The sequence below is a fragment of the Kitasatospora sp. NPDC097605 genome (assembly GCF_040302725.1).
Lineage (GTDB): Bacteria > Actinomycetota > Actinomycetes > Streptomycetales > Streptomycetaceae > Kitasatospora.
In genome coordinates, this window is sequence record NZ_JBEOSF010000043.1 from 42141 (window position 1) to 67639 (window position 25499).

At 75.1% G+C, this 25499-nt stretch carries 25 protein-coding genes and 1 pseudogene; 14 read left to right on the forward strand and 12 right to left on the reverse strand.

The genetic code is table 11. From position 1 onward, the window contains the following. The first annotated feature begins 341 nt into the window (after positions 1-341). From ABTX81_RS33295 to ABTX81_RS33310, 4 genes are all read left to right on the forward strand, one after another. Positions 342-947 (forward strand): hypothetical protein, encoded by a 606-nt coding sequence (locus tag ABTX81_RS33295; protein ID WP_350553459.1) that lies wholly within the window; start codon positions 342-344, stop codon positions 945-947. Beyond that, entirely contained in the window at positions 944-2530 is a 1587-nt protein-coding gene (locus tag ABTX81_RS33300; protein WP_350553461.1) for a multicopper oxidase family protein, read from the forward strand. Before ABTX81_RS33295 ends, ABTX81_RS33300 begins: the two co-directional genes overlap by 4 nt. A gap of 205 nt (positions 2531-2735) precedes the next feature. Then, positions 2736-4094 carry a DUF2252 domain-containing protein gene (locus ABTX81_RS33305; RefSeq protein WP_350553463.1) on the forward strand — a complete coding sequence of 453 codons (1359 nt, stop codon included), beginning with the start codon at positions 2736-2738 and terminating at the stop codon, positions 4092-4094. A gap of 83 nt (positions 4095-4177) precedes the next feature. Beyond that, positions 4178-4993 (forward strand): helix-turn-helix domain-containing protein, encoded by an 816-nt coding sequence (locus ABTX81_RS33310; RefSeq protein WP_350553535.1) that lies wholly within the window; start codon positions 4178-4180, stop codon positions 4991-4993. Here ABTX81_RS33310 and ABTX81_RS33315 read toward each other — a convergent pair. After that, positions 4972-5391 carry a hypothetical protein gene (locus ABTX81_RS33315; RefSeq protein WP_350553465.1) on the reverse strand — a complete coding sequence of 140 codons (420 nt, stop codon included), beginning with the start codon at positions 5389-5391 and terminating at the stop codon, positions 4972-4974. The genes ABTX81_RS33310 and ABTX81_RS33315 overlap by 22 nt on opposite strands. 99 nt (positions 5392-5490) lie before the next feature. Then, positions 5491-6369, reverse strand: coding sequence for an alpha/beta fold hydrolase (locus ABTX81_RS33320; RefSeq protein ID WP_350553467.1), 879 nt, complete (start codon positions 6367-6369; stop codon positions 5491-5493). On the opposite strand from ABTX81_RS33320, the gene ABTX81_RS33325 reads away from it, so the two are divergent. Beyond that, a complete protein-coding gene (locus tag ABTX81_RS33325; protein ID WP_502892913.1) occupies positions 6328-6657 on the forward strand; it encodes a hypothetical protein in 330 nt (109 codons plus the stop codon). The two genes, ABTX81_RS33320 and ABTX81_RS33325, sit on opposite strands and share 42 nt — an antisense overlap. Positions 6658-6723: 66 nt before the next feature. On the opposite strand, the gene ABTX81_RS33330 is transcribed toward ABTX81_RS33325, so the two are convergent. The 5 genes from ABTX81_RS33330 to ABTX81_RS33350 form a co-directional block, all read right to left on the reverse strand. Beyond that, a complete protein-coding gene (locus ABTX81_RS33330) occupies positions 6724-8016 on the reverse strand; it encodes a Clp protease N-terminal domain-containing protein (RefSeq protein ID WP_350553469.1) in 1293 nt (430 codons plus the stop codon). Next, positions 8009-9325 (reverse strand): caspase, EACC1-associated type, encoded by a 1317-nt coding sequence (locus ABTX81_RS33335; protein ID WP_350553471.1) that lies wholly within the window; start codon positions 9323-9325, stop codon positions 8009-8011. Before ABTX81_RS33335 ends, ABTX81_RS33330 begins: the two co-directional genes overlap by 8 nt. Before the next feature lies 1 nt (position 9326). Continuing rightward, positions 9327-9680, reverse strand: a complete 354-nt coding sequence (locus ABTX81_RS33340; RefSeq protein ID WP_350553473.1) for an effector-associated constant component EACC1 — start codon at positions 9678-9680, stop codon at positions 9327-9329. A 110-nt stretch (positions 9681-9790) separates the two neighbouring features. Continuing rightward, positions 9791-10744 carry a diacylglycerol kinase gene (locus tag ABTX81_RS33345; RefSeq protein ID WP_350553475.1) on the reverse strand — a complete coding sequence of 318 codons (954 nt, stop codon included), beginning with the start codon at positions 10742-10744 and terminating at the stop codon, positions 9791-9793. Then, positions 10741-12366, reverse strand: a complete 1626-nt coding sequence (locus tag ABTX81_RS33350; protein ID WP_350553477.1) for an FAD-binding oxidoreductase — start codon at positions 12364-12366, stop codon at positions 10741-10743. Before ABTX81_RS33350 ends, ABTX81_RS33345 begins: the two co-directional genes overlap by 4 nt. A 20-nt stretch (positions 12367-12386) precedes the next feature. Between ABTX81_RS33350 and ABTX81_RS33355 the strand changes: the two genes are divergently transcribed. Together ABTX81_RS33355 and ABTX81_RS33360 are read left to right on the forward strand one after the other, a co-directional pair. After that, complete coding sequence (locus ABTX81_RS33355) at positions 12387-12986, forward strand: TetR/AcrR family transcriptional regulator (protein ID WP_350553479.1); 600 nt, start codon at positions 12387-12389, stop codon at positions 12984-12986. A gap of 104 nt (positions 12987-13090) precedes the next feature. Continuing rightward, positions 13091-14659, forward strand: a complete 1569-nt coding sequence (locus ABTX81_RS33360) for a glycerol-3-phosphate dehydrogenase/oxidase (protein ID WP_350553481.1) — start codon at positions 13091-13093, stop codon at positions 14657-14659. Positions 14660-14670: 11 nt separating this feature from the next. Here ABTX81_RS33360 and ABTX81_RS33365 read toward each other — a convergent pair whose 3' ends face one another. Further along, positions 14671-14964, reverse strand: coding sequence for a hypothetical protein (locus ABTX81_RS33365; RefSeq protein ID WP_350553483.1), 294 nt, complete (start codon positions 14962-14964; stop codon positions 14671-14673). 296 nt (positions 14965-15260) lie between these two features. Next, on the reverse strand, positions 15261-16004 hold the full coding sequence (locus ABTX81_RS33370; protein WP_350553485.1) for an SDR family oxidoreductase: 744 nt from the start codon (positions 16002-16004) through the stop codon (positions 15261-15263). Positions 16005-16075: 71 nt separating this feature from the next. Between ABTX81_RS33370 and ABTX81_RS33375 the strand changes: the two genes are divergently transcribed. Together ABTX81_RS33375 and ABTX81_RS33380 are read left to right on the forward strand one after the other, a co-directional pair. Then, a complete protein-coding gene (locus tag ABTX81_RS33375; RefSeq protein WP_350553487.1) occupies positions 16076-16999 on the forward strand; it encodes a LysR family transcriptional regulator in 924 nt (307 codons plus the stop codon). A gap of 53 nt (positions 17000-17052) precedes the next feature. After that, entirely contained in the window at positions 17053-17628 is a 576-nt protein-coding gene (locus ABTX81_RS33380) for a TerD family protein (RefSeq protein ID WP_350553489.1), read from the forward strand. Positions 17629-17671: 43 nt separating this feature from the next. Here the strand turns inward: ABTX81_RS33380 and ABTX81_RS33385 are convergent, their stop codons facing one another. After that, a complete protein-coding gene (locus tag ABTX81_RS33385) occupies positions 17672-18940 on the reverse strand; it encodes an FAD-dependent monooxygenase (protein ID WP_350553491.1) in 1269 nt (422 codons plus the stop codon). A gap of 220 nt (positions 18941-19160) precedes the next feature. On the opposite strand from ABTX81_RS33385, the gene ABTX81_RS33390 reads away from it, so the two are divergent. The 3 genes from ABTX81_RS33390 to ABTX81_RS33400 all read left to right on the forward strand — a co-directional run bounded on the left by ABTX81_RS33390 (position 19161) and on the right by ABTX81_RS33400 (position 22824). Then, positions 19161-21215, forward strand: a complete 2055-nt coding sequence (locus ABTX81_RS33390; protein ID WP_350553493.1) for an oxidoreductase — start codon at positions 19161-19163, stop codon at positions 21213-21215. 146 nt (positions 21216-21361) lie between these two features. After that, positions 21362-21910: a PadR family transcriptional regulator gene (locus ABTX81_RS33395; RefSeq protein WP_350553495.1), complete on the forward strand. Its 549-nt coding sequence runs from the start codon at positions 21362-21364 to the stop codon at positions 21908-21910. 92 nt (positions 21911-22002) lie between these two features. Continuing rightward, positions 22003-22824: a hypothetical protein gene (locus ABTX81_RS33400; protein ID WP_350553497.1), complete on the forward strand. Its 822-nt coding sequence runs from the start codon at positions 22003-22005 to the stop codon at positions 22822-22824. A gap of 34 nt (positions 22825-22858) precedes the next feature. Here ABTX81_RS33400 and ABTX81_RS33405 read toward each other — a convergent pair whose 3' ends face one another. After that, entirely contained in the window at positions 22859-23410 is a 552-nt protein-coding gene (locus ABTX81_RS33405; protein WP_350553499.1) for an RICIN domain-containing protein, read from the reverse strand. 286 nt (positions 23411-23696) lie between these two features. Here ABTX81_RS33405 and ABTX81_RS33410 point away from each other — a divergent pair, with 286 nt between their 5' ends. Beyond that, entirely contained in the window at positions 23697-24713 is a 1017-nt protein-coding gene (locus ABTX81_RS33410) for an ArsR/SmtB family transcription factor (RefSeq protein ID WP_350553501.1), read from the forward strand. 90 nt (positions 24714-24803) lie between these two features. Next, positions 24804-25247 (forward strand): hypothetical protein, encoded by a 444-nt coding sequence (locus ABTX81_RS33415; protein WP_350553503.1) that lies wholly within the window; start codon positions 24804-24806, stop codon positions 25245-25247. Here ABTX81_RS33415 and ABTX81_RS33420 read toward each other — a convergent pair. After that, positions 25205-25498: pseudogene (locus ABTX81_RS33420) on the reverse strand (GNAT family N-acetyltransferase); the annotation flags it as partial. The gene ABTX81_RS33415 and the pseudogene ABTX81_RS33420 sit on opposite strands and share 43 nt — an antisense overlap. Between the last annotated feature and the right edge of the window lies 1 nt (position 25499).

Genomic DNA, 25499 nt, shown 5'->3' on the forward strand with positions numbered 1-25499 from the left:
GACCTGGGGGCCCTTCCGGGCTCCGGGTCGGGGAGCTCCCGGTACGGACCGGGGGCGTGAACGGGCGGTGCGCGCGGGGGTGGCGCACCGCCCGTTCGGGTGACAACGCCGCGCTGAACAGACGGGACAGCGGGGGCGTCGGGCGGAAAGCGGCGGCGTCGCACCGATAGTGAGGGGTGATCAGCCGCGCTCGCGGCCGCGCCCCGCTCCGGTGCCGCGTGCCCGTGGCGCCCGTCCCGCCCACCCCGCGCCGAGCGCGTCCGGCATGTCCGCCACCCCGGCGTGCCCCCGCGCCCCGGCGCGCCCGGCAGAGAGAAGGCCGACCGTTGAGCAGTCCCCCGGTGACCCGCACGTCCCGCCTGCCGCTGTTCCCCTCGGCGCGTTCGTCGGACCGTCCGCCGGCGCCCCCGGCGGTGCGCCTGCCCCGGCTGCTGCTGCGGGGCACCGCGACCGCCGCGGCCGCGCTGGTGCTGGCCGGGACGGTACTGGCGGCGGGCTTCCTGAACGGCCACTACGCGGCGCTGCGGGCGCACGAGGTGGCCGCGATGGCGCTGGGCGGCGTGCTGGTCGTCCAGCTGGCGGCGGCCGCGCTGGTCCTGCGGGCCGCCGGGCCGGCGGGGGAGTGCGGGCCGTGGTGGCCGTTCGCGACCGCGGTGCTGCTGCTGGCGGCGGACGGGGCGCAGACCGGGGCCGGCTACGAGCGGGCGATCGGCGTGCACATCACGCTGGGCGTGCTGCTGGTCAGCGCGCACCTGTTCTGCCTGGTCGGCGTGTGGCGGCTGCCGCTGACGCTGTCCGCGTCCAGGTCCACGTCCTCGTCCACGTCCGCGTCCGCGCTGTCGCCGGCGTCGGCGATGGCGGAGGACGGGACCGGGCGGCTGCCCCGGCCCTCCGGCACGGCGACGGGCACCGGCACCGGGGCCGGGCCGGTGGAGGTGGCGCCGTGAACCGCCGCCGCTTCCTCGGCGCCGGCGCGGCCGTGCTCGGCGCCGGCGCGCTCGGGGCCTTCGCCGTCCCCGCGACCGCCCGGCTGCTGACCGAGGGCCGGCCGGGCCTGCTGCTGACCAGCGAGGTCCCGCTGCCGGAGCCGTTCCAGGTGCCGCTCCCGGTGCCGGCCGTGCTCGCCCCGGTCCGCTCCGACGCGACCGCGGACCACTACGAGATCGTCCAGAAGGTCGCCTCACTGGAGATCCTGCCCGGCCTGCGCACCGAGGCCTGGACGTACGGCGGCAGCTACCCCGGGCCGACGCTCTCCGTCCGCTCCGGCCGCCGGACCGTGGCGAGCCACCGCAACGAGCTGCCGGTGCCCACGGTGGTCCACCTGCACGGCGGCCACACCCCGGCGGAGAGCGACGGCTACCCGGTGAACCTGCTGCTCCCGGTCGGCTCGTCCGGCGATCACCTCGCCGCGCATGGGATGGCCGGAATGGCCGGAATGGCCGGCACGGAGGCCGACGACGCCGTCCGGACCGCCACCGGCACCCGCGAATACACCTACCCGGGCCACCAGCGCGCCGCGACCCTCTGGTACCACGACCACCGGATGGGCTTCACCGGCCCCGCCGTCTGGCGCGGCCTGACCGGCTTCCACCTCGTCCACGACGACGAGGAGGACGCCCTGCCGCTGCCGCGCGGCGACCGCGACCTCCCGCTGATGCTCGCCGACCGCGCCTTCGCCGCCGACGGCTCCTTCGCCTACCCCGCCGCCGACCCGGAACTCGCCGTCCCGGGCGTCACCGACGACTACATGAACGGCGTCCTGGGGGACGTCATCCTGGTCAACGGCGCCCCCTGGCCGCGCGCCGAGGTGGACCGCGCCCGCTACCGGCTGCGCCTGCTCAACGCCTCCAACGCCCGCCTCTACCGGCTGGAACTCGACCCGCAGCCGCCCGGCGGCGACGCGCTGGTCCAGATCGGCGGCGACGGCGGCCTGCTGGAGGAGCCCGTCGCGCACGACGCGGTCGAGATCGCGCCGGCCGAGCGCTTCGACCTGGTGGTGGACTTCTCCCGCTACCCGCCCGGCAGCGAGGTGCGGCTGATGAACCGCTTCGGCGGCGGGCGGACCGAGGAGGTGATGCTTTTCGAGGTCGGCTCGCGCCCGGTCAGCGACGACTCGACGGTGCCCGAGCGGCTCTGCACCCTCGAACGGCTCGACCCCGGGGCCGCCGTCGCCACCCGGACCTTCGGCTTCCGCCGCAGCCGCGACGGCGGGTGGACCATCAACAACCGGCTCTACCAGCCCGGCCGCGCGCTCGCCCGCCCGGCGCTCGGCAGCACCGAGATCTGGCGGTTCTTCAGCGACGTCCACCACCCCGTCCATGTGCACCTGAACTCCTTCCAGGTGCTGTCGCGCGACGGCGGCGACCCGGGCCCGTACGACGAGGGCTGGAAGGACACCGTGGACCTGCGGCCGGCGGAGGGGGTGGAGGTGCTGGTGCGGTTCACCGACTACCCGGGGTCGTACATGCTGCACTGCCACAACCTGGAGCACGAGGACATGGCGATGATGGCGGACTTCGACGTGGAGTGAGCGGCGCGGTCGCTTTCACCCGTTCGGCGGAGCGCGGGCGGGCGTCCAGGACGCCCGCCCCGGCGTTCGCGCCCCATGGGCCGCGCTCCGACGCGCCGCGTCCCGACATGCCGCCCCGCCGCCGCTGCCCTAGCGTCGCGGGGAAGGCGGCCGTCCGCCGGCCCGCCCCCCGGGAGCGCCGCCACGTCGAGTCGAGGAGTCGCGCATGACCAGTCCGACCGAACGCCGCCGGCGCGGCCGGGCCGCCCGCGACCGCATCCCGCGCTCCGCCCACGGCCGCTGGATCCCCGCCGCCGACCGGCCCGACCCGCTGACCGTCCTGGCGCAGCAGGCCGTGGACCGGCTCGCCGACCTCAGCCCGATCCGCTACGGCCGGATGGCCGACTCGCCGTTCGCCTACCTGCGCGGCGCCGCCGCCGTGATGGCCGCCGATTTCGCGGCCGTCCCCGAGACCGGCCTCACCGTCCAGCTCTGCGGCGACGCCCACCTGCTGAACTTCGGCCTGTACGCCTCCCCGGAGCGGGCGCTGCTCTTCGACGTCAACGACTTCGACGAGACCTACCCCGGCCCCTTCGAGTGGGACGTCAAGCGGCTCGCCGCCAGCGTGGCCGTCGCCGCCCGCGACAACGGGCAGACCGAGGAGCGGGTCCGCCGGGCCGCGCTCACCGCCGCGCAGGGCTACGCCCGCGCCATGCGCCGGCTCGCCGGCTTCGGTGAACTCGACGTCTGGTACGCCCGGATCGACACCGCCGACCTCCTCCCGCTGGTCCGCAAGGGCCGCCGCAAGCTCGTCGAGGACAGCCTCGACAAGGCCCGCCGCCGCACCAGCCTGCAGGCCTTCGGCAAGCTCACCGAGAAGGACGAGGAGGGCCGGCGCCGGATCGTCAGCGACCCGCCGCTGATCGAACCGGTCCCGCGCGACGAACTGCGCCGGGTCGGCAAGATCTTCGGCGACTACCGGGCCACCCTCGCCGAGGACCGCCGGGTCCTGCTCGACCGCTTCCGGCTGGTCGACGCCGCCCGCAAGGTGGTCGGCGTCGGCAGCGTCGGCACCCGCTGCTTCATCCTCCTGCTGGAGGGCCGCGACGAGCGCGATCCGCTGTTCCTCCAGATCAAGGAGGCCGGGCGGTCCGTCCTGGAGCCGTACCTGCCCACCACCCGGCCGGCCGGCGAGGCCCCGGTGGTGCACGGCGGGCACCGCGTCGTCACCGGCCAGCGGCTGCTCCAGGCGGCCAGCGACATCTTCCTCGGCTGGACCACCGGCCCGGCCGGCCGGCACTTCTACGGGCGCCAGCTGCGCGACATGAAGGGCTCCGTCGACGTCGCCGCCCTGACTCCCGGCGCCCTGCGCGCCTACGCCGACCTCTGCGGCCGGGCGCTGGCCCGCGCGCACGCCCGCTCGGGCGACCGGATCGCCGTCGCCGGCTACCTCGGCAGCTCGGACGCCTTCGCCGAGGCCGTCGCCGACTTCGCCGTCCTGTACGCCGACCGGACCGCCGCCGACCACGCCGCGCTGCTGGCGGCGATCGACGCAGGCAGGCTGACGGCGCGCCGGGGGGTCTGAGGGACCGAGGGTCATCAGGGGGGCCGCCGTCATTCCTTCCGGGGAATGGCGGCGAGCGCCCCGTCCGGCTACAACTGGCTGCCCTGGACTTCCCCTCGACCCTCCGCGCCCGCCGCACCGGCCGCCGCCTCAGCCAGCTCGACCTGGCCACCCTCGCCGGCACCACCCAACGTCACCTCAGCTTCATCGAGTCCGGTCGCTCGACTCCCGGACGCGCCATGGTCGTCCGGCTCGCCGAGTCGCTGGGCCTGCCGCTGCGCGAGCGCAACGAGCTGCTGCTGTCCGCCGGTTACGCCCCCGTGTACGCCGAGTGCCCGCTCGACGGCCCGGAACTCGCGCCCGTCCGTGCCGCGCTCGGCCACATCCTGGAGGGCCATCTCCCGTACCCCGCCCTGGTGGTGGACCGCAATGGCGACGTGGTGGCCGCCAACGCCGCGCTCGGCCTGCTCACCGACGGCGCGGCCCCCGGACTCGTCGGCCTGGGCACCAACGCCTACCGGCTGGCCCTGCACCCGGACGGGCTCGCGCCGCGGATCCTCAACTTCCCCGCCTGGTCCCGGCACGTCCTGGCGGGGATCGCCCACCTTCCCGAGCTGCACGCCGAACTCCTGGCCCACGTACCGCCGTTGGACGACCTTCCGGGCCGGTCCGACCAGCTCGGCTTCGCCGTCCCGCTGCACCTGCGCAGCCCGTTCGGCGAGCTGCACCTGATGACGACGGTGACCACCTTCGCCACCGCCGTCGACGTCACGCTCGCCGAACTGCGGCTGGAGGCGTTCCTGCCGGTCGACGAGGCGACGGCCGCCGCGCTGCGCGCGTACGCGGAGCGGGAGTCGGGGGCGGAGTCGGGGGCGGGGCCGGGTGTGGGGCCGGCCGATCAGAGCCCCGGGAACTGGTAGTCGGTGGTGATCCGGCCGTCCCCGTCCAGCACCAGCACCTCCACCCCGCCGCCGAGCACCTCGTCCTCGCCGGGCCGCACCATCACCCAGGTGAGCTTGAGCGCGTCGCCGACCAGGATCGCCGGCCCCTGCCCGCGGAAGGCGTACTCGCCGCCCGCCACGAACTGCTCGTAGCCACGGGTCACCCGCCGCTCCAGCGCGTCGTGCCCGCGAGCCTCCAACACGCTGTCCGCGAAGCCGAGTTCGGCCGCGCGCTCGCGCATGTCCTCCGGCGGCTGGAGCAGATGGACGCCGTCCGCCGCCCAGAGCTCCTCGATCGCCTCGCGCCGCCGCTTCGGGTCGGGCTCGTTCCAGAGCGCGACGTAGCGGTCGGCGATCTGCTGTGCGGTGCCGGTCATGTGGTCTTCCCCCTCGTGGTGGTCGCTTCGCCACCATCCTGCGCGGGCCGCCGGAGGCCGACAATTCCCGCCGGGGAATGGCCGGATGACGAAATGGCGCTAATTCCCGACGGCGCCGAGGATGCGCTCGGCCACCAGGTCCGGCCGGTCGCTGGTTACCGCGTGGCCGGCGCCGGGCACGATCTCCACCCGCGCCGAGGGCATCAGCCGCCCGATCCGCCCGGCGACCTCGCGCGAGTCGTGCAGGGCACTGCGCGCGCCGAGCAGGAACAGGGCGGGAACGCACAGGCGGCCCAACTCCTCGTCGGAGAAGACCGGTGGCACCGGCAGCGCGCGGCGGAACCCCATCGACGCGCGCACCAGGCCCATCAGTTCGGTCTCCAGGACGGTGCCGTTGCCGACCAGGCGGGCCAGGGCGGGGCGCAGCCGCCGGGGTGCGGCCGCCGCGAGCCCGCCCGCGATCAGCCAGGCGTAGAACCGCGGGCCGACGCGGGAGAAGCCCGCCGGATCCACCAGGGTGAGCGAGGCGGCCCGGCCCGGATGGTGGAGCTGGTGGCTGAGGGCCAGCCAGCCGCCGTAGGAGCAGCCGACGAGGTGGGCGCCCGTCACGTCCAGGCCGGCCAGGACCTCCGCCAGCCAGGCGGCGCCGTCCCGGCCGTCGGCGATCGGGGCGCTCTGACCCGATCCGCAGCGTGAACGACACGAAGCTGCGCACCTCCACGTCCGCCGGGTCCGGGCAGAACGCCCCGTGCGGCGACCGCAGGTACGCCATCCGCCGGTCGTCGACCCGGCGCAGCCGCCGGGCGACCGTCTCGTCCCGGCGTGCCCCGCCGTGCCGTCGACGGCCCCGCACCTCCCGGGTGCGGGGCCGTCGGCGTCGGTCCGGAGTGAGATGGCGCCGCCGGGTGTCAGTGGGGCGTGCCAGGATCTGAGGTCATGTTGGAGATCACGGTGCGGACGGAGAACGACGAGAGCCACCTGCGGCCGGGCGTCGAGGTGTTGGCGGGGCTGGTGCGGCGGATCGGGGAGCGGAAGGACCGGTTCCTGGTGGTGGAGCGGATACCCGACGAGCCGGATGTCTACGTCCAGGTGTGGCACGAGGAGGGCGGTGAGTACACGTTGGAGTACCGGGACGGCGGGTCCGACAGGCACTTCCAGGTGCTCCTCGACGACGTCGAGCCGGTGATCGCCACCATGACCGCGTGGGCGCGCCGTGAGCCCGGGTGGGATGCGGCGCACGAGTGGGAGGCGCTGGAGCTGCCGTAGCGCCCGGGCCGACGGCGCGCCGGAAGTCGGACCGGCCCGGCTTCCGGCGCGGCGGGCGTGGGGGGATCAGCTCATCGACCAGACGAACGGGTCGTGGGGGACCGGTGGGGAGACGGGCGGCCGGGGGAGGGCGACGGAGGAGCCGGCGGTGCGTTCCACCACGGCATGGGTGACCGACTGTGCCGTTCCGGCTGTCGCGGGCTCGGAACGGACCCGCGCGGCCGCCTCGTCGAGCAGGTCGACGGCGGCTCCCGGGAGGGCCTGGCCGGGCAGGTGGCCGGGGGCGAGCCGGGCGGCGGCTTCCAGCGCGCCGTCGGTGATCTCCACGCCGTGGTGCTCGACCAGCCGGGGCCGGGCGTCGCGCAGGATCTCCAGCACGTCGTCCGTGGCCGGCTCGTGGACCGGTACCGCCACGATCGTCCGGTCGAGCCCGGAGTCACGTTCCCAGCGCTGGTACTCGGCCGTGGTGGCGGCCGCGACGACGGCCACCCCGGGATGGCCGAAGACCGGCCGCAGGAACGTCAGCGCCTCGGTCTGCCCCTCGCGCGTCCGCACCGTGGCGAGGGCGTTGTCGAGGAACAGGACGAGGCCCGTCACCTCCAGGATGTCGCCCACCAGCTCGGCCATCAGCTCGGTGAACCGGCCGTGGTGCTTCGGGTCGGCGAACAGGGCGCCCACGTCGAGGAGCCGAACGGTCCTTCCGTGGAAGTCCGTCGGAGCCCTGCCCTGGGCGATGGCCTCGGCCAGGCCGAGCACCACACTCGTCTTGCCGACACCCGGATCGCCCACCAGCAGCGCGACGTTGCGGGTGTGCCGGCGCAGGACCTGCGTCACCTGTTCGAGCTCCGACTGCCGGCCGCGGACGCTGTCGCCCCGCGCGGCCGCGGTGAGGTCCCGGGTGAGGGAGGAGAGCGCCGTGGGAGGAGCGGGTGGCGGCAGGGCGGCTCCGAGGGTGAGGAGTTCGATCTTCCGTCCGGTGACGCCGAAGTGCGCCAACACCTCGGCGGCGCGCTCGCCGGGGCGTCGGACGGTGAGCTCCCGCAGCAGGTCCGTGATCCGGACCTCCTTGTCGCCGCGCGCGGCCGCCGAGCGGTGGCACGCTTTGAAGACCGACTCGGCGCCGGGCGAGTACTGGACGGAGCCGTGGTGCGCACCGTGTCCGATGCGGCTCTCGGCCTCCTGACGGACGGCCCCGGGATCGACGCCGCACGCCGTCAGGATCCTGTCGGCGTCTCCCCGGTCGTCGAGCAGGCCGAGGAGGAGGTGGGTGGTGTCGATCTGTTCGTGACCGTGTGCGAGGGCCTGCGTCCGCGCCAGGATGACGGCCCTTCGCGCGCGGTCGCTGAAGTCGTCAAACACGCTGCCCGCTCCTCTCCAGCGCCGCCAGGTCCGCCCGGGCCCGGACCGTGTGCGGGTGGTCCGGGCCGAGGACGCGGTCGCGTTCGGCGATCAGTTGCCGGAACAGGGCCGCCGCCTCCTCGCGGTGGCCGGTGAGGGCGAGGTTGCGGGCGAGCATGTGCCGGGTGCGCAGGGTGTCCTCGTGCTCGCCGCCGAGGACGCGGCTGCGGTCGGCGAGCAGGATCCGCAGCACGGTGATCGCCTCCGCCCGCCGGCCCGCCTCGCCGAGGTTGACGGCGAGGAACTGGCGGGTGTGCAGGGTCTGCGCGTGTTCCCGCCCGAGCAGCTGTGCGTAGGCCTCGGGGAGGGGGCTCAGCAGGCGGGCGGCCTCCTCCGGGTCGCCGGCGCCGCCGAGGCAGTGGGCGAGGGCGCGGCGCGAGAGCAGGGTGTCCTCGTCGTCCGGGCCGAGGATGCGGGTCTGCTCGTCCAGCACGGAACGCAGAGCCTCGGCGGCGCCGGTCCAGTCGCCCTCCAGTGCCTGCGATTCGGCTTCCTCGCGCAGCTTGCGCAGCGCGATCGCGGCGGTGGTGGCGAAGGCCCGGTTGAGGCCGAGCGCGGTCTGGTCGGCGTTCTCGGTGCCCCGGTTGCGCGGGACGGGCAGGTTCTCGGCGCGCATGTCGGCGGCGAGCCGCCGGTAGAGCTCCACGACGGTGAGCTCCTCCGGGCCGCCGACGATGCCCTCGCGCAGCAGCCGGATGAGCCGCCCGGAGAAGGCGGTGTGCTTCTCGTTGGGCGGGGAGAGGGCGACCTGGTCGTGCGGGGCGGAGGCGAGGACGTAGGTGCCCGCGACCTGGAGCTGGTTGATGGTGTCACGGGCGCCGGCCATGGTGTCGTTGACGGCGCGGCCGGAGAAGCAGCAGTCCAGCACGATGATCTTGGTGGTGGCGCGGCTGTTCAGCACGGTGGCGCGCAGCTTGTCGTACTCGACGGAGTTGAACTCCGGCGCCTCGTACTCGCTGTAGGGCAGCGCCAGATAGAGGTCGTGCCGGCGCCCGCCGACCAGCCCGTGTCCGGCGAAGTAGACCAGCAGCAGGTCCTCGGCCGTCGTCGCGGCGTGCCGCAGCTGCCGGCCGACCCGCAACAGGTCGCCGTCGTTCAGCAGGACGGCGCAGTTCTCCTCGGGCACGATGCCGTGGTCCGGGTCGGTGAACACCTTCGCCAGGTCGGTGACGGTGTCCCGGACCGCCGGGAGGTCCGGCAGGTCCGGGTCCGTGTAGTCGCTCGCGCCGACGAGCACGATCCGGGACCGCCGGGGGTCGGGAAGCGGCACGTCAGCCCTGCTCGGAGGTGGATTCGTCCGGGTCCGCCAGGGCCGCGCGCAGGATCGTCTCCAGGTCCCCGGCGCGCACCCGCCTGGCGTCGAGCTCCACCGTGACACCGCCCGGGCGGCGGATCTTCAGCCGGACGTCGCTGCGCCGCGGCTGGGCGAACCAGGTGCGCAGCGACGCGGCGAGCACCGAGAGGCCGCCGCCCGCCCCGACGGCGACGGAGACGGTGTCCAGCACCGCCCCCATCTCGCCGGGCCCGGGCCTGCGTCCGGTCAGGGCCACGCCCCGCAGGCCCGGTTCCCCCCGGAGCCAGTCGGTCAACGACTCGGCCTCCGCGACGGTCTCCCCTTCGGTCACGGAAATGTGCACGTCCACGAGCGCCCCCCAAGGCCTGGTGATGGACGGAGTTGAGGGCGGTCAGTCTACTGATCCGGACGCCCGTTGTGGGGCGTGGGAGGAAGGTCCGCTCAGGCCTCCGGGGTGAGGAGGCGCAGGGCCGCCGGGACGGCGGTGACCTCGATCGGGAGCCGGGCCATGAACTCGCCGTCGGCGTAGGCGGTGATGCCGGGGGAGGCGAGGCGCAGCGAGGGCGTGCGGTAGGTGGTGACCTCCGGGTGGTGGATGTGGGTGCCCTTCAGCAGGGTGGGGAAGAAGCGGGCGACGCGGCGCCGGGGCATCGCGTCGACCAGGGTGACGTCCAGCAGCCCGTCGGCGGGGTCGGCGTCCGGGCAGATGAGCATGCCGCCGCCGTAGCTGGTGGTGTTGCCGACGGCGGCGAGGGTGAGGTCACGGTCGATCTCGGTGCCGTCGGCGAGGGTGATCCGGAACGGCAGCGGGCGGAGGTTGGCGAACTCGACCGCGATGGCGAGGTGGTAGCGCAGCCGGCCGCGCGGCCAGCGCAGGCGGTTGGTGCGGTCGCTGACCAGGGAGTCGAAGCCGCCGGCGAGGACGGAGCCGAACCACCGGGTGCTGCCGTCGGCGGCGGTGACCCGGCCGAGGTCGACGGTGCGGGTGTGGCCGGCGGCGATGACGTCGGCGGCGGCCTCGGGGTCGTTGCGGGGGAGGCCGTGGGCGCGGGCGTGGTCGTTGCCGGTGCCGGCGGGTATGACGCCGAGGGGGGTGGCGGTGCCGGCGACGGCCTGCAGGCCGAGGTTGATCATCCCGTCGCCGCCGACGACCACCAGGGCGTCACAGGGGCCGGAGCCGGAGTCCGAACCGGAGCCCGAACCGGAGCCCGAGGCGGCCGCCGCGCGGGCGAGGGCGAGAGAGTCGGCGGCGGACTCGCCCGCCCGCGCGTCCACGGTGATGCCGTGGGCGCGCAGGCGGGCGACGGCGCGGCGGGCCGCCGGTTCGGCGTGGCCGGCGGCCGCCGCGGGGTTGGTGAGGAGAACGACGCGGGCGATGGTTCTCCGGCCGGTCATGGGATCAGCTTGCCCGGGTTGAGGATGCCGGCCGGGTCCAGCTCGGCCTTGACGGCGCGCAGCACGCGCACGCCCAGGTCGCCGATCTCGGCGGCCATCCACGGGCGGTGGTCGGTGCCGACCGCGTGGTGGTGGGTGATGGTGCCGCCGGAGCGGACGATGGCGTCGCAGGCGGCGCGCTTGGCGGCGGCCCAGCGCTCCAGCGGCTCCTCGCCGAGGGCGGCGACCACGGTGAAGTAGAGGGACGCCCCGGTCGGGTAGACGTGCGAGATGTGGCACAGCACCAGCGAGCCGGGGAGGGCCTCGGTCAGCGCGGCGGTGACGGCGAACCGCAGGGCCGGCAGCTGCTGCCAGCTGGTCGCGGTCTCCAGCGTCTCGCACAGCGCGCCCGCGTCGAGCAGCGAGTCGCGCAGGTAGGGGGCGTTGAACCGGCCGTGCTCCCAGGCCCGGGCGGGCGCCTCGCCGAGCGAGCTGCCGCCGGCGGCGAGCAGCGCGGCGCGGGTGAGCTGGTGGCGGGCGGCGACCTGCTCGGCGGTGCCCTCGAAGACGGTGACGGCCAGGCAGCCGGTCACCGCGGGCTCGCCGCCGATCTTCTCGGTCATCGCGAGGTTGATCATGGTCTCGGCCTCGTCGGAGAGCCGGATGACGGTCGCCCCGGTGCCCTGCTGCTCGACGGCGCGCAGCGCGGCGGCGCCGGTCGCGAAGTCGGGGAACGACCAGGCCTCGTACGCCTTGACGGCCGGCACGGGGTGGACCCGCACCCGCACGGCGGTGATCACGCCGAGGGTGCCCTCCGAGCCGAGGAACAGCTCGCGCAGGTCGGGGCCGGCGGCGGAGGCGGGGGCGCGGCCGAGGTCCAGCACGCCCGCCGGGGTGACGACGCGCAGGCCGCGCACCATCTCGTCGAACCGCCCGTGGCCGGCCGAGTTCTGCCCGGAGGAGCGGGTGGCCGCGAAGCCGCCGATGGTGGCGAAGCGGAAGCTCTGCGGGTAGTGGCCGAGTTCGAAGCCGCGCTCGGCGAGCAGGGCCTCCGCGGCCGGGCCGGTGAGGCCGGCGCCGAGCAGGGCCTCGCCGGAGGTCTCGTCGAGGTCGAGCAGCTGGTCGAGGCGGCGCAGGTCGAGCGAGACGACGGCGGCGAAGGCGCCGCGCTCCGGCTCCAGCCCGCCGACGACGCTCGTCCCGCCGCCGAACGGCACGACGGCGATGCGGCGTTCGGCGCAGACCGCGAGCAGGGCGGTGATCTCCTCCTCGTCGCCGGGCAGCACCACGGCGTCGGGCGCGTCCTGCGGCTCGCGCGAGCGGCGGCGCAGCAGGTCGGGGGTGGACTTGCCGCCGGCCCGGGGGAGGCGGTCGGCGTCCGCGGTGCCGACGTGCTCCTCGCCGACGACGGCGGCGAGCGCCGCGAGGTCCTCGGGAGAGAGGGTGGAGGGCCGCAGCACGACCTCCGAGGCGTCCGGGCCGGGGGCGGCGTCGCCGGTGACGCCGAGGGCGGCGGCGAGCAGGCCCTTGATGTCGGCGGACAGCTCCTTGGCGAGGGCCGGGTCGCCCCAGGCGTCCCACTTCATCGGGGGGAGGGGCAGCGTGGCCGCACCGGCCGGCGCTGCTTGCTTCTCGGGGGTCATGCGTTACAGTTTTACACATCATGTCAAGTAGTAACGAGCTTCCGAGCGAGGGTCCGCGCGAGCGCGGGACCGACGACGCGATCCTCGACGCCGCCGCCGAGCTGATCGTCCAACTCGGCGTGGGCCGAACCCAGTTGGCCGAGATCGCGCGCCGCGCCGGGGTGAGCCGGCCGACCGTCTACCGGCGCTGGCCGGACGTCCGGGCGGTGATCGGCGCGCTCCTCACCCGCGAGATCGGGGCCACCCGGGACGCCGTACGGCTCGGCGGCGCCGACCGGGCCGCGTTCGTCGACGGCGTGGTCGAGGTGGCCGTCCGGCTGCGCGACCACCCGGTGCTCGGCGCGCTGCTGCGCTCCGCCGACTCCGACACCCTCTTCGAGTACGTGGTCGAGCGCCTCGGCGCCAGCCAGCGCGGGCTGCTGGAGGCGCTGCGGGCCGGCATCGTCCAGGGGCAGCAGCACGGGTCGATCCGGGCGGGCGAGCCGGTCGAACTCGCCGCGATGGTGCTGCTGATCGCCCAGTCCACCGTCCAGTCGCACCGCATGGTGGCCACGCTGCTGCCCGAGGCGGCCTGGCGGCGCGAACTCGCCCGCGCGCTCGACGGCTACCTCGCGCCGTGACCGCCGGGCACCGGGCACTGAGTACCGGGCACTGAGCACTGAGCACCGAGCACCGAGCACCGAGATCACCAGCACCGAGCCAGGAAACGCCACGGAGGCCGCAGATGACCACCACCGCCGGGCCCTTCGCCGGAACCACCCGACTCACCGCCCGCCGCCGGGAGTTGGAGCTCGGCGCGCTGGCGGACGGGCCGGCCGTCGACCTGCTGGTGATCGGCGGCGGCGTGACCGGCGCGGGCGTCGCGCTGGACGCGGCCGCGCGCGGGCTCTGCGTGGCGCTGGTCGAGGCGCGCGACCTCGCCTTCGGGACCAGCCGGTGGAGCTCCAAGCTGGTCCACGGAGGCCTGCGCTACCTCGCCTCCGGGCGGGTCGGCGTGGCCCGGGAGAGCGCCGTCGAGCGCGGCGTGCTGATGACCCGCACCGCCCCGCACCTGGTCCGCTCGCTGCCCCAACTGGTGCCGCTGCTGGACGGGTTGATGAAGCCGGGGCAGGCCGCCCTGGTCCGGGCGGGCTTCCACGCGGGCGACGCGCTGCGGCTGAGCGCCGGCACCCCGGGCCGCCTGCTGCCGCGCGTGCGCAAGGTGGGTGCCGGGCGGGCCCGTGCCCTGGTGCCGGGCCTGCGCGGGGCCGGGCTGTCCGGCGCGCTGGTCGCCCACGACGGCCAACTCGTCGACGACGCGCGCCTGGTGGTGGCGCTGGCCCGGACGGCGGCGCAGTACGGGGTGTCCGTGCTGACCCGGGTGCGCGCCGAGCAGGTGACCGGCACGGGTGCCCGGCTCACCGACACCCTGACCGGAGAATCGTTCCTGCTGAGCGCCCGCGCCGTCGTCAACGCCACCGGTGTCTGGGCGGGCGAGGTGGACCCGTCCATCCGGCTGCGCCCCAGTCGGGGCACCCACCTGCTGGTCGACGCGGCCGCGCTCGGCCGGCCCACGGCCGCGCTCACCGTGCCCGTCCCCGGCTCCACCAGCCGGTTCGTCTTCGCGCTGCCGCAGCAGCTCGGCCGGGTGGCGATCGGCCTCACCGACGAGGACGCGCCCGGCCCGATCCCGGACGAGCCGCAGCCCACCGAGGCCGAGCTCGACTTCCTCCTCGACACCGTGAACGCTGCCCTGGAGACGGCTCTGACCAGGGACGACGTACTCGGCGCTCACGCCGGACTGCGGCCGCTGATCGACACCGGCGACGGCGCCACCGCCGACCTCTCCCGGCAGCACGCCGTCCTGGAGTCCCCGGACGGCGTGATCACCGTGGTCGGCGGCAAGCTCACCACCTACCGCCGGATGGCCGAGGACGCGGTGGACACCGCCGTCCGGCTGCGCGGGCTGCCCGCCCGCGCCTGCTGGACGGCCCGCCTGCCGCTGGTCGGCGCACCCGGCCACCGCGACAGCCGCCCGGTGCCGGAGGGCGAGGTGGCGGCCTCGCTGCTCGCCCGCCACGGTGGCGCGGCGCGCGAGGTGCTGGCGCTGGGGGAGGAGCGGCTGGGCGCCGGGTACGGCGCGCCGGTCGCGGAGGGGATCGACGTCAGCCGCGCCGAGATCGCGTACGCGCTCACCCACGAGGGCGCGCTGGACGTCGAGGACGTGCTGCACCGGCGTACCCGGATCGGCCTCGTCCCGGCGGACGCGGAGCGGGCCCGGGCGGCCGTCGAGGAGATCGCGGCGAAGGCCTAGAACGCGGAAGGTCAGTGCTCCGTCCGTTCCGCCATCGGGTGCACGGCCCCGCCCAGCTCCAGCGCGCAGCGCAGCGGCCGCTCCGGGTCGCCCGTCCGCTCCAGCCGCACGGCGATCGGCCGGGGCGGCTCCTCGGCGAGCTGGGCGGCGAGCGTGAGCGGATACACCCCGTGACCGTGCACCCGGTGGAAGGCCATCTCCTTGCCGTCCACCAGCAGCTCGGTCTCGGTGATCCACCCGGAGCGGACGTTGACGGTGACGGAGTGGCCGCTCCGGTCGAGGTGGAAGCTGTGCCGCCGGCGCATGGGGACCTCCCTGAGCCCCCACCTCCCTGACCCCCCGGACACCGGCCAGTCTACGTCGCAAAGCCGGGTGATTCCTGATGTGTTCGCGCGAATGCCGTATATCGCGCGATCGGGGTGATTGAGGCGAAAGTACCGCCTCATTACTGTGCGCAGGCGATCTGTTACTTGATCGTCATCCTGGATGGGGGGTGGTGAGAAGGCGCGCGGGGTTCGAGGTCTCCGGGCTTCGGTCGGTCGGTGGGCCTCGGCCGTGGAGCGGGGGTTCCCCACGGCCGAGGTGTCCAGGGGGGCCCGGTTCAGGCCAGGCGGCCGCCGCCGTCGATGTGGAGGACGGTGCCGGTGACGAAGGGGCTGGTCATGGCGAAGTGGACGGCGCGGGTGAGGTCTTCGGTGGTGCCGGTGCGGCGGGCGGGGTTGCGGGTGGCGGCGGAGTGGAGGAAGGCGGCCTTGTCGGCGCCCAGGCGGTCCCAGGCGCCGGTGTCGACGATGCCGGGGGAGACGGCGTTGACGCGGACGGGGGCGATCTCGACGGCGAGGGCCTGGACGAGGAAGGCGAGGGCGCCGTTGGTGGTGGCCATCACGGTGCGGGCGGGGGCGGGGCGCCAGGCGGCGACGCCGGAGAAGAAGGTGAACGAGGCGCCGTCGGGGGTGTCGGTGGCGGCGTTCGGGGCGAGGTGCTTGGCGAGCAGCAGCGGGCCGTAGACCTTGGCGGCGAACGCGCGGTGGATGTCGGCGAGTTCGAGGTCGGCGAGCGGGCCGTTGGCGGGCAGGGCGGCGGTGGAGACCAGGTGGTCGAAGCGGCCGGTGGCGGCGGCGAGGGCGGCGATGGACGCCTCGTCGGTGAGGTCGACGGGGACGACCTTGGCGGGGCCGGAGAGTTCGCCGGCCGTCCACTCCAGCTTGCGCGGGTCGGGGCCGGCGAGGATCAGTTCGGCGCCGGCGGCGGAGGCGGCGTGGGCCAGGGCGCGGCCGGTGCGGGAGCCGGCGCCGACCACGACGACGCGGCGGGAGGCGAGGGGGAGGGAGGTGTCGGAAGTCATGGGACAAGGCTGTCCTGAGCTGCGGTGATGCGTCCAAGGCTTGTTTTCTCCGCGAGCCATAAACTGTGTGCATGGCTACCCTCCGGCAGTTCGAGTACCTGGTGACCGTCGTCGACACCGGCTCCTTCACCCGCGCGGCCGAGCTGCTGCACGTCACCCAGCCGGCGCTGTCGCACCAGGTGCGGGCGCTGGAGAAGGCGGTGGGCGGGCCGCTGCTGGAGCGGTTGCCGCGGGCGGTGCGGCTGACGCCGATGGGGCGGGCGGTGCTGCCGCACGCGCGGGCGGCGCTGGCGGACGCCGAGCGGCTGCGGGCGGCGGCCCGGCAGGCGGCCGGACTGGCGGGCGGGGAGCTGGAGTTGGCGACGGTGTACTCGGTGAGCCTGGGCATCCTGCCGCCGGTGCTGCGGGCCTGGCGGGCCGCGCACCCGGGGGTGCGGATCCGGCTGCGGGAGTTCGCGCACAACGAGGAGCTGCGGGCGGCGATGGCGGCCGGGCAGGCGGACGTGGCGGTGGGGACGCCGCCGGCGGACTGGGAGGGGCCGATCCGGGAGCTGGGGGTGGAGGAGTTCGTGCTGGTCCTCCCCGAGGACACGGGAACGACGGGAACGGAGGGCGGCCGCGTGCCGCTGGCGGACCTGGCGGAGCGCGACTGGGTGCACTACGGGCCCGGCAACGGCCTGGCGGACCTGCTGGACGCGGCCTGCGCGGAGGCGGGGTTCCGGCCCCGGGCGGCGGTGCGCACCGAGCAGACGGCGGCGGCGCCGCTGCTCGCGGCGGCCGGCCTGGGGCCGGCGCTGGTGCCGGCGAACATCGTGCCGGCCGGCTTCGACGGGCTGGTGCGCCGGCCCGAGCCGCCGGTGCGGCGGCCGCTGGTGGCGTACACCCGGACCAGACCGGACGCGTTGACGGCGGCGTTCGTCGAACTGCTGTCCCGGCGGGCCTGCCTGCTGCCGGAGCATGTGGCCGGGTTGTTGTCGGACGACAGGGCGTGGTGATCTCTACAGTGCTGTAGATTCGTCGGTAGGGAGAGCGACCGAGGAGGGCAATCGTGGGTGTTTCGCTGGCCAAGGGCGGCAATGTCTCGCTGACCAAGGAGGCGCCGGGGCTGACGGCCGTCATCGTCGGGCTCGGCTGGGACGTCCGGACCACCACCGGCGCCGACTACGACCTGGACGCCAGCGCGCTGCTCTGCAACGCGCACGGCAAGGTGGTCTCGGACCAGCACTTCGTCTTCTTCAACAACCTGAGCAGCCCGGACGGTTCGGTCGAGCACAGCGGCGACAACCTGACCGGTGGCGGCGACGGCGACGACGAGCAGATCAAGGTGGACCTGGCCGGCGTCCCGGCCGAGGTGGCCAAGGTGGTCTTCCCGGTGTCGATCTACGACGCGGACGCCCGCTTCCAGAGCTTCGGCCAGGTGCGCAACGCGTTCATCCGGATCGTCAACCAGGCCAACGGGCAGGAACTCGCCCGCTACGACCTCACCGAGGACGCCTCCACCGAGACCGCGATGGTCTTCGGCGAGCTGTACCGCAACGGCGCCGAGTGGAAGTTCCGCGCGATCGGCCAGGGGTACGCCTCCGGCCTGCGCGGCATCGCCACCGACTACGGCGTGAACGTCTGAGTCACAGGACAGTGGCGGCCCGCCGGGCGGTCGACTGGGCGGGTCAACGCCCGGTTGCCGACGGCGGGTTCGGCGTGCGGTCGAGGGCCAGGCCGCCGAACCCGCCGGTGGCGCCGAGCTGTTGGCGCCACCAGGCGGCCATCCCCGGCTCGTCGATGGCCGACCAGTCCGGCGCCCCGGTGACCTGCGCCCGGCCGAGCCGGCGGCTGAGGTCCACCAACGCCCGCCCGGCCGCGCCGCGTTCGCGGTCGTAGCCGGGCAGCAGCTCGGCCCAGTCCGCCGCCGCCCGCCAGGCGTCCTCGAAGGCGCAGGCGTCCTGGAGCGCCTTGGCCGCGCCGCTGGTGGTGTGCGGGCGGACGAGCGTCGCGGCGTCGCCGGCGAGCAGCAGCCGGCCGGCGGTGCGGCGCGGGGTCTCCAGGTCGTGGATCGGCTGGAGCAGGATCCGCTCGACCGGGGTCAGGGTGATCACGCCCGCCCAGTACGGCGGCAGGACGCGCCCGGCGAGATCGGCCAGCTCGCCGTGACGGTCGGTGTCCAGCGAGCCCACCGCGAAGCCCAGCGGGTCGGAGTCCTCCTCGGCGCGCCGCAGCCAGTCGGGCGCGGGGGCGTAGAAGACCCAGTTCACCAGGGTGGAGCCGGGGTCGAGGCCGGGGATGCGGTAGAGCACGACCTGGCCGCCGGGGTAGCAGACGGTGATCACCTCCTGCTCCGGCCAGCGGGCCGCGCCGCCCGGGAGGGTGTCGAGCAGCCGGGCGTCGAAGCTGCCGCGCCATGCGACGTACCCGGCGTACTCGGAGCGGGCCTCGGGGCAGACGGCGGTGCGCACCACCGAGCGGTGGCCGTCGGCGCCGACCACCAGGTCGTGCTCCTCGCGCCCGCCGGCGGCCGTCTCCAGCCAGGCGGGCCCGGCGGGGTCGGTGCCGCCGACCGCCGTGACGGCCGTGCCGGGGCGGAACTCGACGCTCTCCGGGGTGCGTTCGCGCAGGCCCTGCCAGAGCACGCCCCAGTGGTAGGCGTGCATCGCCATCGGCTGCACCCACAGCACCCGCCCGCGCGGGTCGCCGTCGTCACCGCGGGCCACCCAGTGCCGGGCGGTGACGGGGTGGTGGCGGATGCCGTCGTCGAGGTGGCCGGCCCGGACCAGTTCGTCGTAGCGGTCCAGCAGGACGCACAGGCCCACCCCGCGGTCCTCCAGGTGCCCCGGGCTGCGCTCCAGCACGGTGACCCGCTCGGCGCCGCCCCGGGACGCCGCCCGCGCGAGCGCGCACCCCGCGATGCTGCCGCCGACCACGGCGACCGATCCACCCCGCACGCCCGTCCCCCCTCCTCGCCGGGGCCCCGTCGGCCCCGTCCGTCGTGCCTCCGACGATACGACGTGAACTGATGATCCGTCAGCGGAAGCCCGGGGACGAGGGCCCGCAGGTGTTCCCCGCGTCACTTATGCAACTGGTTGCATAGGGGATTCACGTCCCCTACCGTGTGGTAACAACCAGCCCCCATGGGCCGCCCCGTCCGTCCCAGGAGACGCCGCGATGACGACGAACGCCAGCACCCCGACGCCGCCCTACCCGCACCTGCTGCGCCCGCTCGACCTCGGCTTCACCACCCTCCCCAACCGGGTGATCATGGGCTCCATGCACGTCGGCCTGGAGGAGACGCCCGGCGGCTTCGAGCGGATGGCCGCCTTCTACGCCGAACGCGCCCGCGGCGGCGTCGGCCTCATCGTCACCGGCGGCATCGCCCCCAACGAGGCCGGCCGCCCCTGGGACGGCGGCGCCAAGCTCACCACCGGGCAGGAGGCCGACGAGCACCGCATCGTCACCGACGCCGTGCACGCCGCCGGCGGCCGGATCGCCCTGCAGATCCTGCACTTCGGCCGCTACGCCTACCACCCCGGCCTGGTCGCCCCCAGCGCCGTCCAGGCGCCGATCAGCCCCTTCCCGCCGCGCGCCCTCACCGCCGACGAGGTCGAGCGGACCATCGACGACTTCGCCCGCTGTGCCGAACTCGCCCGGCGGGCCGGCTACGACGGCGTCGAGATCATGGGCTCCGAGGGCTACCTGATCAACGAGTTCATCGCCGCCGCCACCAACCACCGCGAGGACGAGTGGGGCGGCCCGTACGAGAACCGGATGCGCTTCCCGGTCGAGATCGTCCGCCGGGTCCGCGAGCGGGTCGGCCCCGACTTCATCCTGATCTACCGGCTCTCCATGCTCGACCTCGTCCCCGGCGGCTCCACCCTCGACGAGGTGATCCGCCTCGCCAAGGCCGTCGAGGAGGCCGGCGCCACCATCATCAACACCGGCGTCGGCTGGCACGAGGCGCGCATCCCCACCATCGCCACCTCGGTGCCGCGCGGCGCCTACGCCTGGGTGACCGAGCGCGTCATGGGCTCGGTCACCGTCCCGCTGGTCACCACCAACCGGATCAACACCCCGGAGCTGGCCGAGCGGCTGCTCGCCGAGGGCTGCGCCGACCTGGTCTCGCTCGCCCGCCCGCTGCTCGCCGACCCCGACTTCGTCGCCAAGGCCGCCGAGGGCCGCCCCGAGGCCGTCAACACCTGCATCGGCTGCAACCAGGCCTGCCTGGACCACACCTTCAGCGGAAAGATCACCTCCTGCCTGGTCAACCCGCGCGCCTGCCACGAGACCGAACTCGTCCTCGCCCCCACCCGGCTCGCCAAGCGGATCGGCGTCGTCGGCGCCGGACCGGCCGGCCTCGCCTTCGCCGTCACCGCCGCCGAGCGCGGCCACCGGGTGACCCTGTTCGACGCCGCCGACACCATCGGCGGCCAGCTCGACATCGCCCGCCGCATCCCGGGCAAGGAGGAGTTCGCCGAGACCCTGCGCTACTACCGCCACCGCCTCGACACCCTCGGCGTGGAGCTGCGGCTCGGTACGTGGGTGGAGGCCGCCGGCCTCGCCGCCGAGGGCTTCGACGAGGTGGTGCTCGCCACCGGCGTCACCCCGCGCACCCCCGACCCCGCCGACCTGCCGGGCGTCGACCACCCCAGCGTGCTCGGCTACCTCGACGTGCTGCGCGACGGCGCGCCGGTCGGCGAGCGGGTGGCGATCCTCGGCGCGGGCGGCATCGGCTTCGACGTCGCCGAATACCTCACCGACGCCGGCGACGCGCCGAGCCTCGATGCGGCCGTGCACCGGCGCCACTGGGGCATCGACGAGGAGTACCGCGAGCGCGGCGGCCTCGCCCGCCCCGAGCGCCCCGAGCCGCCGCGCCGCGTCCACCTGCTCCAGCGCAGGACCACCAAGGTCGGCGCCGGACTCGGCAAGACCACCGGCTGGATCCACCGCACCGAGCTCAAGCACCGCGGCGTCACCATGGTCGCCGGCGCCCGCTACGACCGGATCGACGACGCCGGCCTGCACCTCACCCTCGACGGCGAGCCGCAGTTGCTGCCCGTCGACACGGTGGTGCTCTGCACCGGCCAGGAGCCGCGCCGCGAGCTGGACGCCGCGCTGCGCGCCCTCGGCGTCACCCCGCACCTGATCGGCGGCGCCGACGTGGCGGCCGAACTCGACGCCAAGCGCGCCATCAAGCAGGGCACGGAGCTGGCCGCCACCTTCTAATGCTGTTGTCAAGCGGCTGCTCCCGCGTGCGGCGGCGACCCGGGCGGCGACCCGGCGGTCCCGGCGACCCGGCGGTCCCGGACGGCGACCCCGGCGGTCCCGGCGACCCGCGGGACACCGTCCGGGTACGTCCTAGGATCGGTGCCATGTCGCTGCCGCACGCCATCCTCACCGCCCTGCTGGAGAAGCCGTCCTCCGGTCTGGAGCTGACCCGGCGGTTCGACAAGTCGATCGGCTTCTTCTGGTCCGCCACCCACCAGCAGATCTACCGCGAACTGGGCCGGCTGGAGTCCGCCGGCCTGATCCGGGCGCTCCCGCAGGCCGGGCCGGTGCGCGGGCAGAAGAAGGAGTACGAGGTGCTGCCCGCCGGCCGCGCCGAGCTGGAGCGGTGGACGGCCGCCGCGGACGACCCCCGGCCGATCCGCGACCCGCTGCTGCTGCGGCTGCGCGCCGCCGCCGTGGTCGGCACGGCCGGCCTGGACGCCGAGCTGCGCCGTCATCTCGCCCTGCACCTGGAGCGGTTGGCGCACTACGAGGAGATCGAACGGCGCGACTTCCCGGCCGGGGAGGAGCCCGACGGCGACCCGCTCCAGCACGCCGTGCTGCGCGCCGGGATCGGTCTGGAGACCTTCTGGACGCGCTGGCTCGCGGAGACCCTCGACACCCTGCCCCCGGCCCGGCCGAACCTGTCCTGACCTGCGGCGATGCCCGCCGGGCGGGCGGGGCGCGGCGGCCGGTGGGAGACTGGACGCCTGTCCCTGTCCGACCTCATCGACCGGGGGGCCGCATGTCTCTCCCGAGGCCTCTCCTCGCCCTCTCCGCCGCGGCCGTGGCCGGTGTGCTCACCCTCGGCGCCACCCAGCTCGCCGCCGGTTCGGCACGAGCACCCGCACCCGCGAGCGCGCCCCCGGCCGTCGCCGCCGCCGACGGGCTGCCCACGGACGACCAGCTCGCGGCCGCCCTGCTGACCGCCGACGAACTCGGCTCCGACTACACCGAGATCCCGCCGGACACCGAGAGCCCCTCGCCCGAGGCCGGCACCGGCGCCGTCGGCGGGTCCGGCGCCTCGGCCTCCCCGGTGGCCGGCTGCGACGCGCTGCGCGCCCTGCTCAACGGCACCGACACCGAGGAGTCGCCCGGCGCCGCCGAGCCCGACGAGCCGTCCGCCTCGGCCGAGAACCCCTACCAGGAGGCCCAGTTCGAAGGCGCCGACGGCTACCCGCTGGTCACCGAGTGGCTCACCGCGGAGGAACCCGAGGCGCTGGCCGCGGACTTCGACACCGTCAACTCGGCGTTCTCCGACTGCCACAGCATCACCTTCACCGACGACACCGGCGAGAGCGTGACCTTCACCGTCACCCCGCTCGCCCTCGGCGACCGCAAGGACGCCCCGGCCATCCGCCTCGACGGCACCCTCGAAGGCGTCCAGCTCAACGGCTACCTCGGCGTCGAACGCCTCGGCGACGTGCTGCTCGGCTACGGGTTCTTCCAGCAGGGCTCGGGCGACTCCGAACGCGCCTCGCTCTACTACCGGGCCGCCGTCGCCAAGGCCGAACGCACCCTCGGCCGCTCGGCCGGCTCCACCACCGCCCCGGGCACGCCCGCCTGAGGACGGCCGTGCCCGGCGCGAGCGGGAGCCGGACTCAGCGCAGCAGCCACTGCTGGTAGGCGCTCCCGTTGCACTGCCACATGGTGACCTCGCGCCGGCTGCCGTCCCCCGAGAGGTAGTCCTGGAGGCAGAGGCCGCTCGCCTTGTTCTTGAGGGTGACGGCGTTGACGCCCTGCGGGACCAGCTCCCACTTCTGGGTGTCGGCGCCCGAGCACTGGCGCTGGATGATGCTGCTGTAGGCGTTCGGCGTGGTCGGTTCGAGACAGAGGAACGAGCTCTGCACCCGGATCTCGGTCCCGCCGACGGCGGCGTCGTCCGTCCAGAACCGCTGGTTCGAGGCGTTCTTGCAGCTGAACTCCTGGAGCATCGCGCCCTCGGCGGTGGAGCCGCCGCGGATGTCGAGGCACTTGCCCTGGACGACGTTGGCGTAGCCGTGCAGCACCGGGGCGGCCTGGGCCGGCGTGGCCACCACGGCCGCGGCGGCGAGCACGGAACCGGCGACGACCGTGGAGCGGACGAGGGTGGAGCGGACGAGGGTGGAGCGGAGTCCCGTGGAGCGGACGAGGGACTGGCGGGTGAATCGCATGATGAACGCACTCCTCACCGAAGGATCGGGGCACCGCGCTGGGGCGCCCTCGGCGATCAGTCTCACGAACCGGCCGTGATCACCCCAAGACCCTTCGAGGTCCATCGAAATCGGGCGGGGCAATGTCCGGAGCGTGCCACGAACCGGTCAGAGCCGGGCAACGCGCCCGACGCGCCCGAACGGTCCGCTTACGGTGGGCTTACGGCCGCCCGGGGCCGCAGGGATCGGTGGGGGCGAGGCCGGGAGTTCGCCGCACCCCGCCGGGAGGCCGACGGAAGGGACCGGATTGCTGCGTATCCACTTCACCCACGACGACCTGACCAGGGTCCGGATCGCGCGGGCACCCGACCCGCTCACCGAGACGGTCCTGAGCCTGTCACTGGTACAGGCCCGCGACGCGGGCGGCGTGGCACTGGAGGGGTGGCGCAGCAGGACCCGCAAACGCCTGCGCCCCGAACTGGGCGTGCTGTTCGAACTGGCGACGCCCGCCGGGGCGGCGGAGGCCCCGGAGGCGCTCCTGCACGCCTCCACCGACAGCCTGCCGAACAGCCTGGACCACACCTGGTCGCTGCCGCGCGGGCGCTGGGCGGCGGACCTGACCGTGCTGGAGTACCTGCGGCCGGCGACGCCCCGCTGGGTGCGCGAGCTGCACGCCGGCTCCCGGGAGTGGCGCGGGGTGGTCGACCGCCGGCTGCGCGAGTACCACGCCGTCGCGGTCGCCCCCTACTGGTCGCAGTTGATGGCCGCCGCGCACACCGAGCGGACCGGGCGGGCGCTGGCGACGGCCGACGCCGGGCTGGACGGGCTGCTCGGCTCGCTGCACCCCGACATCCGCTGGGAGTCGCCGGTGCTGTCGGTGCCCTGCCTGCTGGAGGCCGATGTGCACCTGCGGGGGACCGGCATCCTGCTCGTGCCCACCTTCTTCTGGCCCGAGCCGATCGCGATGACCGACAACCGGGGGCCGGAGCACCCGCTGGTGCTGCACTACCCGCTGGCCCGTGACCTCGCCGGCTACCGCACGGTCTGGGCGGCCGCCGCCGCCGAGGAGCCGGGCGGCGCGCTGGTCGCCCTGCTCGGGGCGACCCGCGCCCGTGTCCTGCGGGCGGTGGCCGATCCGGCGGGCACCGCCGAACTCGCACGCCGCATCGGCACCTCCGCCGCGACCGCCAGCCACCACGCCACCGTGCTGCGCGAGGCCGGCCTGCTCACCACCGAACGCGCCGGCTCCGGTGTGCGCCACGCCCTGACCCCGCTCGGCCAGGCCCTCCTCGACGACCGCCCGCCCACCGGCCACCGCCCCTGACACCCCGTCGTCGGGGCGCCGCGGGACCGGCGGCGCCCCGACGGCCCTCGTGTTAGCGTGCGACGACGGGGGAGGGGGCGAGGGGGGACGATGGGCGACGAGAGCCTGAACGCCACCGACGGCATGCCCGACCTGGCCGAACCCGTTCACCGGCCGGGCGACCCGACGCCCGTCACCGGCCCCGTGCACGGCCCGGTGCGCGGCTGCCTGTCCTCGATCGGCGAGTTCCTGGGGGAGCTGCTGCTCGAAGCGGTCCTCGGCACCCTGCTCACGCTGCTGACCACCGGCTCCCTGGTCGCCGCCTTCGTCCTCGCCCGACTCGCCTACCGCCAGAGCCCCGCGCTCGCCTGCGCCCTCGGGGCCGTCGCCGTCCTGGTGACCGTCCTCGGCGTGCGGCAGCTGCGCCGCCCCGGGGAGCGGCGCGGCCGCCTCGGCCGGATCCTTGCCGTCCTGACCGCGGGCCTCGGCGTCTGGCTGCTGGCCTGTGTCTTCTACGCCTCGTTCAGCGACGCCCTCGACCTGGCCTCCTTCTGAGCGATCCGCCGCTCCAGGTGGGTTCGCTTCTCCGGCCACTCCTCGGCGGTGATCGAGAACATCGCCGAGTCGCGCAGCCGCCCGGCCTCGCCGGGGGCCCAGGACCGCGACCAGTTGCGCAGCACGCCCTCGAAGGTGGCGCCCACCGCGGCGAGGGCCGCCCGGGAGCGGGCGTTGCGGGCGTCGGTCTTGAGGTCGACCCGGGCGACCCGCCACTGCTCGAAGGCGTGCCGGAAGAGCAGGTAGGGCGCC

Coding starts and splice junctions, on each gene's coding strand:
- ABTX81_RS33405 (WP_350553499.1), bottom strand. CDS start 23,410: ATGCGATTCACCCGCCAGTCCCTCGTCCGCTCCACGGGACTCCGCTCC.
- ABTX81_RS33415 (WP_350553503.1), top strand. CDS start 24,804: ATGGGCGACGAGAGCCTGAACGCCACCGACGGCATGCCCGACCTGGCC.
- ABTX81_RS33360 (WP_350553481.1), top strand. CDS start 13,091: ATGACCACCACCGCCGGGCCCTTCGCCGGAACCACCCGACTCACCGCC.
- ABTX81_RS33350 (WP_350553477.1), bottom strand. CDS start 12,366: ATGACCCCCGAGAAGCAAGCAGCGCCGGCCGGTGCGGCCACGCTGCCC.
- ABTX81_RS33355 (WP_350553479.1), top strand. CDS start 12,387: ATGTCAAGTAGTAACGAGCTTCCGAGCGAGGGTCCGCGCGAGCGCGGG.
- ABTX81_RS33390 (WP_350553493.1), top strand. CDS start 19,161: ATGACGACGAACGCCAGCACCCCGACGCCGCCCTACCCGCACCTGCTG.
- ABTX81_RS33345 (WP_350553475.1), bottom strand. CDS start 10,744: ATGACCGGCCGGAGAACCATCGCCCGCGTCGTTCTCCTCACCAACCCC.
- ABTX81_RS33305 (WP_350553463.1), top strand. CDS start 2,736: ATGACCAGTCCGACCGAACGCCGCCGGCGCGGCCGGGCCGCCCGCGAC.
- ABTX81_RS33325 (WP_502892913.1), top strand. CDS start 6,328: ATGTTGGAGATCACGGTGCGGACGGAGAACGACGAGAGCCACCTGCGG.
- ABTX81_RS33400 (WP_350553497.1), top strand. CDS start 22,003: ATGTCTCTCCCGAGGCCTCTCCTCGCCCTCTCCGCCGCGGCCGTGGCC.
- ABTX81_RS33370 (WP_350553485.1), bottom strand. CDS start 16,004: ATGACTTCCGACACCTCCCTCCCCCTCGCCTCCCGCCGCGTCGTCGTG.
- ABTX81_RS33395 (WP_350553495.1), top strand. CDS start 21,362: ATGTCGCTGCCGCACGCCATCCTCACCGCCCTGCTGGAGAAGCCGTCC.
- ABTX81_RS33375 (WP_350553487.1), top strand. CDS start 16,076: ATGGCTACCCTCCGGCAGTTCGAGTACCTGGTGACCGTCGTCGACACC.
- ABTX81_RS33315 (WP_350553465.1), bottom strand. CDS start 5,391: ATGACCGGCACCGCACAGCAGATCGCCGACCGCTACGTCGCGCTCTGG.
- ABTX81_RS33365 (WP_350553483.1), bottom strand. CDS start 14,964: ATGCGCCGGCGGCACAGCTTCCACCTCGACCGGAGCGGCCACTCCGTC.